Consider the following 12628-nt stretch of genomic DNA (forward strand, 5'->3'; position numbering starts at 1 on the left):
AAGCCAGAACGTATCCGCCGACCAGAAACCGGCCGGCCTGGTTTGCTGCCGTGTTCAGAGAAAAGTTGCTGGAAGCACGGGCGGAAATTCTGGCCCTTAAGAAAAAATATCCGTTTAACCGGTTTTGAGCGGTATTACCACCGGCTGCCTCTTTCGGGTAGCCGGTTTTTCTTTTTTGGGTTTTCGATGGAAATGCCAGCGGAATTTAAAAATTATTTTTATGATTACCGGTTTAAAATGAGAATTTCCTTTGTTCCACCAGTTGGTTGCCCCAATTTAATTTGAAGATTTTTCCCGAATCAATTTGAAAATCTACACTTTACCTTCAGCTTTTGCTATTTCCACAATACGTTTGGAAATACAGTGGTTGATATACCGCATCCATCTTTGTTCACGACCCGATTCCTTCTTGACGCGGGAAAGCCTGCCTGCTTGCTGAAGTGCTTTACGCCGCTCTGCCCAACGTTCTTTTCGCCACCTCACCTGTCGTCCGTCGAAGAATACGTTGTTGGACAATACAGCAAGTTTTACGATGCCGAAGTCGACCCCGATTACGCCGCACGGCTCGTTGAGACATGTTTCGTAGACGAGGGATATGGCTGCGTACCACTCGCCGCTTTTGTCTCGCCATATCTCCACAGACCCTTGACGGCAGGAACCTCCTGCCAGATCCTGGAGCCTTTTGGCGTGGTATGTGGAAGCGGCAAGGGGTACGGCTATCTGGCTCCTACCGGAGGAAACGGGGAATTTGATGACCCACGTGCCGGAGGGAAGCTGGTGGAGGGAGTAGCAGTCCTGCCGCACCATTACCGGAACCGTTTTCTCAAATTTGGGCAGGCTGGCCTTTTTGCCCCTTTGTTTGCGGGAAAGGTAGGAGCGCCTGACGGACAGCGCTTTGAGCATGGCGCACTGGAGCGTGCCCCGGTTGAGGTCGAATAACTCACATGCCTGCCGGTAGGTTTCACGGTTTAAATGTGCCCGGCTGGTAGTATTCAAAGCTTCGGCCTGCTCCAGGAACCAGAAGCACGCCTGGCGGTAGATTTCCAGCATGCGGGTCATCTTCTCCAGCTTGCCCTTGTTGGGAGGCAGGAGCTTGATTTTGAGGGTTACCGTCTGCATCCGACATCTCCTCCGGTCTGCTTAAATTATAGCACAGCCGGAAGAATAAACCAAGCCGCCATTCATCCCCCGATTAAAATCGGGGGCATTCTGGCGGTATTTTTGTAAATTAATGCTTGATACCAGCGTGTTGATTGATCACTTGCGCAATTACAAACCGGCAACCGAATTCCTGGAAACCGTATTTGGCAGTGGCATCCCGGCCATTATTTCCGCGGTAACTGAAATGGAATTATATGCCGGGAAAAGCCTCCAGAACAGGACGGCAGAAGATGCCGTACAAAAGCTGCTGGAGCTGCTTGATGCTGTACCGGTAACCTCCGGCATCGCCCGGCGGGCGGGAATATTGCTGCGGCAATACCGTCCAAAGGGCTTAACACCCGTTGATGCTATTATCGCCAGCACGGCAATGGAGCAAAAAGCCACCCTTATAACACGGAACACCAGGCACTTCCGTATGATTGACGGGCTGCTGGTTTTCGACCTGCCAGCCGGACAATAAATTAGCCGTGCCATTACCGCAGGGATGGCCCGGCCCGTTTTTCATAGTGTTTCATAATTTCTCCATAGTTAATCATATTTATTGTTTTAATGGTTAACCAATTGCCCCGCAGGAGGGAACATGGTATTATATATGAAATAAAACCGTATGATGCCCGGTTTGGAGGTAATTTCCTTATTCTGCTAAGCAATGGCGGGAAAGTTACCTCTAAAATAATCCGGCATCGCGTACAGAAATAATGAAAAATTTTTTGCCCCAACCCTTTGCCGGTTGGAACTTTTGTCCGCAAAAAGGTGTCTAACAGGTAAGATGAGGTTTGGGGCATCTGGCAGGAGTGGCTTCCCCTTGGATGCCGTCAAACACCTGATACAGCGTTCCCAGGAACATGACCTGGTGGCCTTCGAGCAGCTGGTGCAGCTGTACCAGCAAAGGGTATACAGCCTGAGCTACCAGTTAACCGGCAACCATGCCGATGCCCAGGACCTGGCCCAGGAGGTTTTTATCCGGGCTTACCGTTCCCTGAGCAGCTTCCGTTTTGAAGCGGATTTCGGCACCTGGCTGCACCGCATTACCGTCAACCTGTGGCTGAATACCAAACGGCGGCGCGGTAATGTGACCCTAATTTCACTGGACGAACCAATACATACCTCTGACGGGGAAGTTACCCGGGAGGTGGCGGCCGCTGCCGGCGACCCGGAGGAGGAACTGGAGGAAAAGGAATTCCGGAGCCTGGTGGGCAGAGCCTTGAAGGAGCTGCCCGGTGAACAGCGGGCCGTGCTCATCCTGCGGGAAGTGGAAGGCTACAGCTACGATGAAATTGCCCGGATGCTTGATCTTTCCCTGGGCACGGTAAAATCCCGGCTGAACCGGGCGCGGGACGCCCTGAAGAAACGAGTATCCACCCTGGCGGAAGAAGCGGGAATGGCGTTACCGGGCGGGAAAAGCAAGCACGGGCGGGCGGTAGTCTTGAAAGAAGGTGCCGGCGCAAGCCGGGCCAGATGAGTTGCCCTATCAAAGGTGTGTGGATGTGCAACAAGAAGGTGAACACCATGAAATGCCGGGAAGCGAGACAACTTTTTTACCCCTGGCTGGACGGGGAAGTGGCTGAAGAAGAAGCCCGCCGGCTCCAGGAGCACCTGCGGGAGTGTCCTGCCTGTGCCGGGGAACTGGCAGACTGGCAGGCCATAACCCTGGCGTTAAGGGGCGTGTCCAGAGCGGTGGCGCCGCCGGAAGGTTTCAGTGCGCAGGTAATGTCCCGGCTGAAGGAATCTGCCGGCCCGCTGCCCGGAGCCGGACGGAGAAAGGACGCCACCCGGAGGGTATGGACGCCCGGGAGCTGGTGGCAGGGGCTTTCCGGCACCTGGCGCAGGGGACTGGCAGCAGCCGCCGCTGTGGTCATATTGCTGGCGGGTTCCGCCAGTTTTGCTGCCCGCTACTGGTGGCCTCCGGCGGGGACAAAAGGCCCGGCCATGGTGGTGGATAACTCCGGGCAGGGTGAACAGACCCCGGGCAGCGGTAGTACAATAGTAAAGACGGATAAGCCGGGCGGGGATGTGCCGGCAAATCCAAACAACGAACCCCGGGAAACCCAAACCCCCGGTGAACGGGAAAACGCGCCCGGCGGACCCCGTGACAGGGTCGATAAGGCAAACAATGATGACAATCGTTTCCATGAGCCGGCTGCTCCCGGCCGGGCTGCAAACGGGGGAGAACAAAAGGGCCGGCCTGAACAGTCCCGGCAAAGTGACAGTAAACAGGGCGTCGCCATCGCGGCAAACACCGGACAATCCGTAAGCAGCAGGGCGGGCAGCGGCGGCGCCGTTGAACCGCGGGTATTCCTGAACCAGACCCGCACCATTGAAAGCACGCTGTTAAAGGTGCAGGTGGCCGACCTGCAGGCGGCGAAAAAGACACTGCTGGCCGCAGCGGGGGATAGCAGCTGCCAGAGTTTCGGCCGGCAGCGGGTGGATGGGCATACGGTGGAAATCCTGCGCTTTGTGGTTCCGGTGGAGCGGGCCACCCACTTCACCGCCACGGCCACCGGGCTGGGGCGGGTGCTGGACCGGCAGCAGCAGAGCCAGGACATTTCCCAGCAGTTCGCCTCCACCCTGGATCGCTACCGGGCCCTGATCGCCAGGCACAACCAGACCACCGATAAGGCCGAGGCGGAGGCCCTGGAGCGGCAGATCAAATCCCTCGAGCAGCAGCTGGCCGCGTGGGACCGGGAAGCCGGCCGGCAGGTGGTGGTGGTCTGGCTGCAGGAGTAGCAGGGAATTTTAAACCGGGTTCAGCTTAATGTTGAGCCTGGTTTTTTGTTGACTTTCAAAGCTGGAGAAGTTTAAAATATACGTAAGGAAATCTTACCATGAAAGGAGTGAGTCCATGTCCGAACATTTTGAAGTGGTCAAGGTAACTTCAAAGGGACAGATGACAATTCCAGTACGGGCCAGAAAATTAATAGGAATAAAGGAAGGTGATCACCTGGCCGTTTATATCAACGGTGACGAAATTATCATGCGCAAGTTTACACCATTCAAACAGGCATCTGCCAGGGATGCCATTTTTAAACTGATTGGTAAGGGTACGGGACCGGTAGACCTGGCCGAAAAACATGACCAATACCTGACAGAGGCCAAAGAAAGGAAAATGAAAGAATGACCCTGCTGGTAGATTCCAGTGCTGTGCTGGCCCTCAGGGAAATAATTAAAAAATACCGGGATAAAGATTTTTCTTTTACTGATGCAACCAGTTTTGCAGTGATGTACAGATACGGCATCAATCTGGCTTTTACGTTTGACCGGCATTTCAAACAGTACGGTTTTGAAACTGTGGGCATCTAATCTTTAACCCCGGCTTGCGAGTATTATTCCATGAAAATATTTTTTAGCTCAATTTCCAGGCCGGGCAACAGGGGGGAAACCAGCGTTTCCCCTTCGTCGTAAATCCCGCTGCGGTTCCAATCCTTCTCCCCCCGCACAAACACTTCCACAAGCTGCAGGGACGGGTCCACCAGCCAGTATTCCTGCACCCCGCCGGCGTAATAAAGCTGGCTTTTTTCCTTACGGTCGTATTTGGCCGTGGAGGGCGATAGAACTTCCACCACCAGGTCCGGGGCGCCGCTGATATTGGTTTCCTGGACAATGGAAAGCCGGTCTTTTAAAATAATCACCAGGTCGGGGGACACCACCTGGTCACCGAAAAGCACATCAACGTCCAAATACAGTTCCCCTGCACGATTTTGCCGCAAGTAACCCTCCAGCACAGTAACCAGGCGGGAGACAATTTTCTGATGACGCGGTCCGGGCCTGGGTACCACAATCAGTTTCCCCCCGATAATTTCGTAATCACGGTCATCATCCAGTTTCAGGTAATCTTCATAGGTGTAACGACGGTCCGTCAAGATGGTTAAGCTTTCCATATCTTATCACCCTTTTTAACCCGGCGTTTGTGCCATTGCGTCCATGGTACACTCCTTTTGAGCGAACTTTCCCTTTTACGAATTTTAACATTGGAACAAAAAAAAGAAAAGCCTCAGCCGGAGGCAGTTACCATTGCACGCAAACGCCAGGCAATAACCGCCGCCTGGGCGCGGGTGAGTGGTTGGGCCGGGCCGAAGCGCCCGCCGGGATACCCAAGCATCAGCCGCGCTTCCGTCACCAGGGTTACGGAAGTGCGCGCCCAGCCCGGAACGGCATTCCAGTCCCGGTACGAAGGCGAGGAGCCCGTCTTTGCCGAAACCGGGGTGCCCGAACCGCCCGGGGCGGCAGGCGACCGGGGCTGAACACCGGAAGCTGCATCTCCCGCCTCCTCGGGAGCACCACCTGTGTTTTGTGTATAGGGACCAGCCCCGGTGCTGCCGGCTTCCCCGTCCTCTCCAACCAGGCCGGTCACCTGCAGCACCCGGGCCAGGATGGCCGCCGCTTCCGCCCGGTTGACCGGCCGGTCCGGTTTAAAGGTTCCATCCGGGTAGCCGGAAACGATGCCCCGGAGGATGGCTTCCCGGATTCCTTTTTCAGCCCAGGACGGCAGGTCGGAGGGTATGGAAACCCCGGACCCCTCCCGGGCGCCGGAATCCGGGCCTTTTCCGGGAACGTCACCCCCGGAGGCCGGAACCGCCGGTCCCCTGCCGCCGCTGCCGTCCCATCCCAGCACCCGCACCAGCATCAGGGTGAACTCCGCCCGGGTGACCATCTTTTCCGGGTGGAATTTTCCGCCGGGATAACCGCCGATCAGGCCCAGCTGAGCCAGTTCCCCGATTTCCTTCCCGGCCCAGTGACCCTGCAGGTCGCTGAACAGGGCCTCCAGGGGTACGGTCAGGTATTCACCCGTTACACCCCCGCTTCGCGTGTCAACCGCCACCAGTTGCAGGGTATCGCCGGTATTCCGGGGCAGATTGATTTCAAAGTAGCCCCGGGCGGGCGTTACCGGCAGGCGATCACCCTCCTGCGTATACAGGTAAATCTTTGTGGCCGAGGTTTTGCCTTTTACTATAAAACCATCACCTGCCGGCCGGCAGGCAGCCTGCAGGGAGGGAGCCGGCACTCCATCGCGGGAACGGGCCTTGATGGCTGCCACCACCCCCGTTTTCCCTTGGAGGCCGGCCAGGATGGTGAATTCCACCTCTTCCCCGGGCAGGAGATCTTCGGCACCCACGGGATAGCCGTTTTTGGTGATCAGGGTACGGGAGGAAAGGCGCCCTTCCTGATCCCCGGAGAAATTAACCGTTCCCCGGACCGGGTCCAGCCCGTCCAGCCGGGCGTTACCGCCGGCGGCCACTTCGGCTACATCCACCCGCAGGGCGCCGTTCATACCTTTGGCCAGAATTACGCGTACCCATTCTCCGGGCAGCAACGAGGAAGGCTCATTGGGCCGGCCCCACCGGAAAAAGAGGGTTCCGGGGGTAATGGTGAGGGAGCGCATTTTATTCCGGCTGTCCACCAGAAGAAGGGACTTGCTTTCTTCCTTATAAAAGATCACCTGGCCGTAGATCACCTGCCGGTGGGCGTCTATGGATATGGCCTGGTCGCCCGCCAAAAGCAGGCAAACATGGTCTCCCGGGGCGATATCACCGGGGGAGGCGGGCTTCCCGTCCAGGGTTGCCGGAAGGCCGGGCATGAGCCGGTAACGCCCTGCCCCCTGCAGCTTCAACCAGCTCCGGCCGGGGTCCATCTCCTCCACCGTGCCCACGGCCAGGGTGCGCTGCACCGCCAGGTAGATCACTTCGTCCTGGCCCGGGGAAAGCATCAGCCTTACTTTCATCCCCGGGGCCAGTTGAGACGGGTCCCCGGTTACCGGGTAACCGTAGGGTAAATCCTCCGGGCTGGCGGAAGCCAGCCGGTCGTCAAAGGCGTAGACGGCGCCGGCGGCCAGCCGGTAGGGTTGCTGCCGCCCCAGCAGGTAAACTTGCCCGTGCTCTTGATCCACCCGGTCAATAATTCCCTCCTCTTCCCGGAACCAGACCCATACCCGCCAGGCCATCTGGGTGGTGGGATTTATGGAAGCCCACAACCGCACACCGGGAGGAATATCCTGTACACCGGCCGGGCTGTCGTTGACCCACAGGGGGCTTTCCGCCCGCCGGTCCAGGTAAAAGCCCCCTTCCCGCGCCCGGGGGCTGGCTTCCTGGAGCAGGGTGCCCGCCGCCAGGGGCAGCAGTTCCACCGCGTTTTGACGCCAGACGCTGCCCACTATGTAAAGAATGCGGTTCCCCTCATCCACATAGGCCTCCGCCCCGGGCAGGGCGTGATCCATGGTCCAGGGCGGGGTTTTGCTGCCCAGGGCGATGTGCCCCTGCCCGGGGAAAGAAGCTGTAACGCCGTCGGTGAAGCGCACCTGGCGGCTTTTTTCATCCGCAGCGGCAATAACTTTTTTACCCAGAGGCTGGCCATAAACCAGGGCGAAATCCTGCCCGGGCGGTGAGGCGGGTTTGGGGCCCCCGCGCACGTCCGTACCCCGCACTATAACCGTATATGTACCCCTGGCGGGGTGTGGTACCAGCACCTGTTCCACATTGTTGCGGTCGTCCCGCCTGCCGCTGCCGTCATCGTTGCCCAGGTATTCCCTGCCGTCCGGGCCGATCACCACCAGGTCCAGGTCGTTGACCAGCGCCCGGTCCGCTCCCGGCTCGGCGGGAGGGTCGGTCCAGGCCAGGGTGGCTTTGAAGGGGCGGGAGGTATCTTCCACCGTGAACCGGTAGGTCTTACTGTCCCCGGCGGCCAGGGGAGTGGATTCATCGGCATAAAGGAAGGTCTTTTCCGCCAGCCCCAGGACAGTGGCGGCCAGGTCCAGGCGGCCGAACCCCGCCCCTTCCCCGTCCACAGGGGCGGCCCCGTTGATCAGGGCCGCCTTGAGCAGGGCCGCCGACGGGTCCTTATGGCCCGCCTGCTGGAAATACTGCCGCAAGAGGGCGGCCGCCCCGCCGGTGACAGCCGCCGCCATGCTGGTTCCCTGTAAACGGGTGTACTGCGGGTTGGAGGGGAAATTTCCTTTCACCAGGGGGGAACGGGCCGAAACAATACCCGTCCCCGGCACCACCAGGTCGGGGCGGATACGCCCGTCCCCGGCCGGACCACGGCTGGAAAAGGAGGCCACTTCTCCGGCATTATCGCTGGCCGGCCCGAAGGAAGGGCGCACGCTCTCGCTGGCCCCCACCACCAGGGCGTTCTTGCTGTTGGCTTCGGCGGTGATGGTTCCCGCCCCCGGGCCAGAGTTGCCCGCACCGTAAATGACCAGGAAATCCGGGTTCTGCCGCACAAAGGCATCGGTCCGGGCGGCACTGCTCAGGTAGGCGTTCACGGGAACGCCCCAGCCGTCCACATGAATGCGGGCGGCCGCGGCATAGGCCGGGCGGAACAGGTTCGCCAGGTCCGCCGGGGGATCCACCTTCCCTTCTTTATTGAGGATGGCCTCAAAATAAAGGCTGGCCCCCGGGGCCAGCCCGGCAAACTTCCCGCCGGAAGCGGCACCGGTCCCGGCTATGGTGGCCGCCATGTGGGTGCCGTGCCCCACCGGGTCATCGGCCCGGTCACGCCCGGACCAGGATTTAAGCATGATCACCTTTGGTTTCTGTCCCGGAATGTCCTTCAGGTCGGGGTGCAGGTTGTCCAGGTTACCGTCACCCAGACCGCTGTCGGCCAGGGCCACCACCTGGCCGGCCCCGTTCAGGCCGCCGGGCACCACAAACCCGGGTGCCTGCAGGGGCGCCGCGCCCGTTATGGCTGCCGCCCGGTCGTTCAGGAGACGTGGTTCGGCATAGGGCTCGATGCGCAGCACCAGGGGCGAGGAAGCCAGGGAGGACAGCGCCTCCCGGGGCAGGCGCACCCGCAGCACGTTCCCCTTCTCGTCCAGTCCCCGCAGCACCTCTCCCCCGCGGGCCCTCACCAGGGCGGCCAGGTCCTCTTTATCCCGGGGTAATAGGGTTACCAGGTTAACTGTAATTACGGCGTCGTCCCGGGCCGGGCCGGGTCCGGAGGTTACCACCGCATCGCGGGCGGTCCCCGCCGTGCCCTTCGACGCAGGGATGATGCCAGCTCCTTCCAGGGTTTTCAGCTTTTCCTCCTGCAGGCGGGGCTTCACATCACCCACAAACGGCAGCCGGGCCAGCTCCTCCACCATATCCCTGGAACAACGCACGACCAGGGTATCCCCGCCCGTGAAGTCGCCTACCCCGGCCAGCCGGCGCAACTGCTCCAGCTCCGCCGGCCGCGGCTGGCGGGAAAGGTGCAGTGTATAAAGCTCCTGCCCCTTAAGAGTGATTCCAGCGGCCTGCTCATCCCCGCCGCCCGGAGCGGTGCCGGACACCCCGGCATGGGTCCGGCCGTTCTGCAGGCCCGGCAGGGCGCAGGCAAAAAGCAGGACCCCCCCCACCACCAGGAAAAGCAGTATCACCGGCAGGGGGTGGCGCTGAAACCATTTACCCATGGCTCCATCTCCCTGTTAATTTACTGGTTATCCTTCCTGTTCCTGGTTTTCCTGATCTTTCGACATCGCAAATGGCCTTTCCTGCCTGTGCAGGCAAAAAACTTGAGTTTCTTAACCTTCCTGCAAATCCCTTCCCCTTTTACCGCCCCAATCCATATAGACGCATTCCGGGGCCGGAAGGTTTCCAAAAAAAATTAACCGGTGCACTGGACGCCGGCCAGATTATTGAAAGAGGTCAATTTTCCCTATACAAAGTTACACATTAGTCAACTAACATATAACTTTGCACCAAGGTACTCATTGTGCAGATGGTATTACCACCGACGGCTACCTCCGTCACCGTCTGGCCCGACCTTAAACCCCGGAAGGGGAAGCCCCACATTACCTGCAGAGCAGGTATGCGCCTGGCAGGCTTGTGGCTTTAAGGCGGCACTCCAGCGTTCTTCCGTCCCGCAGAACAAGCTTCCTGCTTGCGCAGGAAGCTGCCCCTTGGGCACATACCGGAGGGGGGAGTTACCCCGCCTACCTGCCGCCCCCGCTCTCCCCTTGAACGGTGATTAAACCGCGAACGCTGCTCTATCTATGCACATACTCTGTCCTTTTCTATCACAGGTGCCGGCTTCCCAGGAAAGCCGGACGTGAGGCGAGAACGGCAGGCTTGAAAGTTTATGCAACTTTTAGCTTTGCGCAGGTCAGGTAATTCTCGATTGTCCAGCTCTTTTTATAGTCGCCGTTTTTCCTGGCCCTTTTGCGGGCAGATTTGACTATACCGAAAAGCTTGCCCCAGGTGGAAAGGTGCGGCTGTCCTTCCTTTGGCGCCAGCAGCCTTTTAATTTCCCTGGGCAGCGGCTCGACGTAACCCAGTGCCCGCCTGGCGATGACCAGGGCGGCGGCCTGGTGGACGGCCAGGCCGTAAGTATCTTTATACTTGGTAAACCCGATGAGGGAAGTGAATTTCGGGTCTACCGTAAAAACTGCAATCCCTTCTTTTCTTAAACGGATGACCAGGTTGGTGAACATGGCTTTATGCGAAAAGTTGTGGCTCATCCGGTTGAAGAAGCGGTTGGTGTCGTGGTCCTGGTTGAAAAACAGCTCCTCTAACGCCACCTGGGTGACACCCTGTTCCTTTAACCACCCGGCAATTTCCCTGCAGAGGCTGCCGATGATGTGTAACCTCTTCTCGTGGCTCACATAAGGCAGGTCCGGGCAGGGAAAATTGCGCGAAGCCAGATAGTTGCCGTTGGGGTGAACAATGGTTACCGAAATGACCTGCGGGTTCAGGTCTATCCCGGCCATTTTTGAGGACCGGTCAACCTCTTTAGTATCTTCCAAAGCAAAGGAAATGTGGCAGAAAAACCGGTTCTTCTTGCGGATGACCTGAACCGTGTAGGGCCGGCCGGTGGCTAAATGTTCAGCCAGGTACTTGACGCAGGGAGCAGGTATGAACAGCGGCAGCGTGATCCAGTCTTCTCCCCGGCGGGGGATGCCCCGGCCCAGTTTTATATCTTCGTCTTCCGGGGGCAGGTAAACGTTCAGGAAGAAATTTTCCCCGTCGAAGAAAATTTCCGTGTTGGCGTTGCCCGGCTGTCCTTTTAACCCCTTCTGGTTGGCCTGGCCGACGCTGGTAAAGGAATTGCTCCGCAGTTCCCGCCACTCTTCTTTGGAAAGCTTACCCTTAGTTAAAGCGATGAAGTTTTTCTTACCACCGAAGACAGCGGGGGGAACGGTGCCTTTTTCTTTGTGCGATTGCCAGTAAGAAAGTCTGTTTTGCAGCTTTTTGATTCTGTTTAAAATTCCCTTGCGGTGAAGAGATTTTTTAGCCCGTTCCAGCTTCTCTTCGGCTTTTTCGATCTTCGCCTCCAGATCGTGAATGTACATGCCAATGAGCTCTTTCTGGGAGCGGATGGTGTCTTCCGCTTCGGCACAGGCCCACTGGCACCAGCGGGCGTTGCGGATGAATTTACTCTGGAGGGAGGAAATAATTTCTTCTCTCTTCACTCCCCGGCGGATGGCCTGGTAGGCGGTGCGCCTGGCAGCCTGAAAGACGCGCATGAAATTAATCAGGGTTGCTGCCAGGCGCTTGTCCACGGTTAATATGCCTTTTATTGTGAACATGTTATTCGGCTTTTTCGGCGGCTTCAATGTCTTTCATGGCCTCCCTTACTTTTTTTCGGAACTCCTTGCTCCGGTGGCCGTACAGCGTGGCACTGAAGCTGGAAAGAATGGCTAATATGTCAGCAACAAGTTCTTCCTGAAGGGATTTCGGTTCTGTCCCATTGACGACTTCTATCCGGACACCGAAAGCGTTGAGGTATTTTTCGATGTAATTGTAGCCGAACCGGGCCAGCCTGTCTTTGAATTCGATTACTACCATGCTTTTGGCGTTCCAGGTTTCCTTCGCCGGCCTGCTTTGCCGAAGATACCCGGGCGTAGATCACAGCCCGAACACCCTCGGGCTGATTTTCTCCCAAAAGACGAAGGATCTCGCTCCGGGTGTAGCGCCTTTGGCCGGAAGGAGTGCGGATGGCCTTAATTTTACCTGCTTTCTCCCACCGGCGCAGAGTTATGGGTACGACGCTCAGAATTTCACAGGCTTTCCTCATTGGTAAATAAACTTCCAGATCATGTTTCATATGGTAAGTATATTATTGTATAGGAAATATGTCAAATGTTGACAAGACTCTAGTCCGTGTCAAGATCCAGTAGGTATCTCCACAAAAATTTTTCCCGTTATGAGACCTCACCGCTCAAAAACACTAGCTTAAAGGCAGCGGCCTTGACATCCACCCCGCAGGTGGTCAGACAAACCCACCGACGGGGCGGCTCCGGGGAACAGGTAAAGATAATACCAGCGCCCCGTCGCAAAAACCATTGTACCACCTGCGGGGACCCCGGCTGTCAAGGCTCCCCTAACGGCGCTGCCTCTTAAGCCCTCTGAGGCTCACCAGGGAACAGGTTAGCCAATAAGGGCAGCAAAATCTGGCCGGGCAAGTTCCCGTAAAACATACTTTATCCACGGCCGGTCGGCAAAAGGACCCTTTAATGCCGGTAAAGACACCTGCAGCCATTTTTCTATATCCTCAGTTT

At 57.7% G+C, this 12628-nt stretch carries 10 protein-coding genes and 1 pseudogene; 5 read left to right on the forward strand and 6 right to left on the reverse strand.

Annotated features, from left to right (window positions below):
* Nucleotides 1-312: 312 nt before the first annotated feature.
* The gene (locus BUB44_RS14110; protein WP_207545679.1) at nucleotides 313-1119 is read right to left on the reverse strand and encodes a transposase; all 807 of its coding nucleotides are present in this window, start codon (nucleotides 1117-1119) and stop codon (nucleotides 313-315) included.
* Between the two features lie 112 nt (nucleotides 1120-1231).
* Between BUB44_RS14110 and BUB44_RS14115 the strand changes: the two genes are divergently transcribed.
* The 5 genes from BUB44_RS14115 to BUB44_RS14140 all read left to right on the forward strand — a co-directional run bounded on the left by BUB44_RS14115 (nucleotide 1232) and on the right by BUB44_RS14140 (nucleotide 4461).
* Nucleotides 1232-1621: a type II toxin-antitoxin system VapC family toxin gene (locus BUB44_RS14115; RefSeq protein WP_073167482.1), complete on the forward strand. Its 390-nt coding sequence runs from the start codon at nucleotides 1232-1234 to the stop codon at nucleotides 1619-1621.
* Between the two features lie 345 nt (nucleotides 1622-1966).
* On the forward strand, nucleotides 1967-2623 hold the full coding sequence (locus BUB44_RS14125; RefSeq protein ID WP_073167487.1) for a sigma-70 family RNA polymerase sigma factor: 657 nt from the start codon (nucleotides 1967-1969) through the stop codon (nucleotides 2621-2623).
* Between the two features lie 47 nt (nucleotides 2624-2670).
* On the forward strand, nucleotides 2671-3888 hold the full coding sequence (locus BUB44_RS14130) for an anti-sigma factor family protein (protein WP_165611057.1): 1218 nt from the start codon (nucleotides 2671-2673) through the stop codon (nucleotides 3886-3888).
* Nucleotides 3889-4003: 115 nt separating this feature from the next.
* Nucleotides 4004-4279, forward strand: a complete 276-nt coding sequence (locus tag BUB44_RS14135; protein WP_073167491.1) for an AbrB/MazE/SpoVT family DNA-binding domain-containing protein — start codon at nucleotides 4004-4006, stop codon at nucleotides 4277-4279.
* Nucleotides 4276-4461: a type II toxin-antitoxin system VapC family toxin gene (locus BUB44_RS14140; RefSeq protein WP_073167494.1), complete on the forward strand. Its 186-nt coding sequence runs from the start codon at nucleotides 4276-4278 to the stop codon at nucleotides 4459-4461. Before BUB44_RS14135 ends, BUB44_RS14140 begins: the two co-directional genes overlap by 4 nt.
* 23 nt (nucleotides 4462-4484) lie before the next feature.
* Here BUB44_RS14140 and BUB44_RS14145 read toward each other — a convergent pair whose 3' ends face one another.
* The 5 genes and pseudogenes from BUB44_RS14145 to BUB44_RS16070 all read right to left on the reverse strand — a co-directional run.
* Entirely contained in the window at nucleotides 4485-5039 is a 555-nt protein-coding gene (locus BUB44_RS14145; RefSeq protein ID WP_073167496.1) for a Uma2 family endonuclease, read from the reverse strand.
* A 113-nt stretch (nucleotides 5040-5152) separates the two neighbouring features.
* A complete protein-coding gene (locus tag BUB44_RS14150; RefSeq protein WP_073167498.1) occupies nucleotides 5153-9541 on the reverse strand; it encodes a S8 family serine peptidase in 4389 nt (1462 codons plus the stop codon).
* A 666-nt stretch (nucleotides 9542-10207) separates the two neighbouring features.
* Nucleotides 10208-11656, reverse strand: coding sequence for a transposase (locus BUB44_RS14155; RefSeq protein ID WP_131821642.1), 1449 nt, complete (start codon nucleotides 11654-11656; stop codon nucleotides 10208-10210).
* A gap of 1 nt (nucleotide 11657) precedes the next feature.
* Complete coding sequence (locus tag BUB44_RS15910; protein WP_242655994.1) at nucleotides 11658-11915, reverse strand: recombinase family protein; 258 nt, start codon at nucleotides 11913-11915, stop codon at nucleotides 11658-11660.
* A 148-nt stretch (nucleotides 11916-12063) separates the two neighbouring features.
* Nucleotides 12064-12174 (reverse strand): annotated as a pseudogene (locus BUB44_RS16070) (MerR family transcriptional regulator); the annotation flags it as partial.
* Between the last annotated feature and the right edge of the window lie 454 nt (nucleotides 12175-12628).

This window comes from Desulfofundulus australicus DSM 11792 (assembly GCF_900129285.1).
In the GTDB taxonomy this organism is placed as follows: domain Bacteria; phylum Bacillota; class Desulfotomaculia; order Desulfotomaculales; family Desulfovirgulaceae; genus Desulfofundulus; species Desulfofundulus australicus.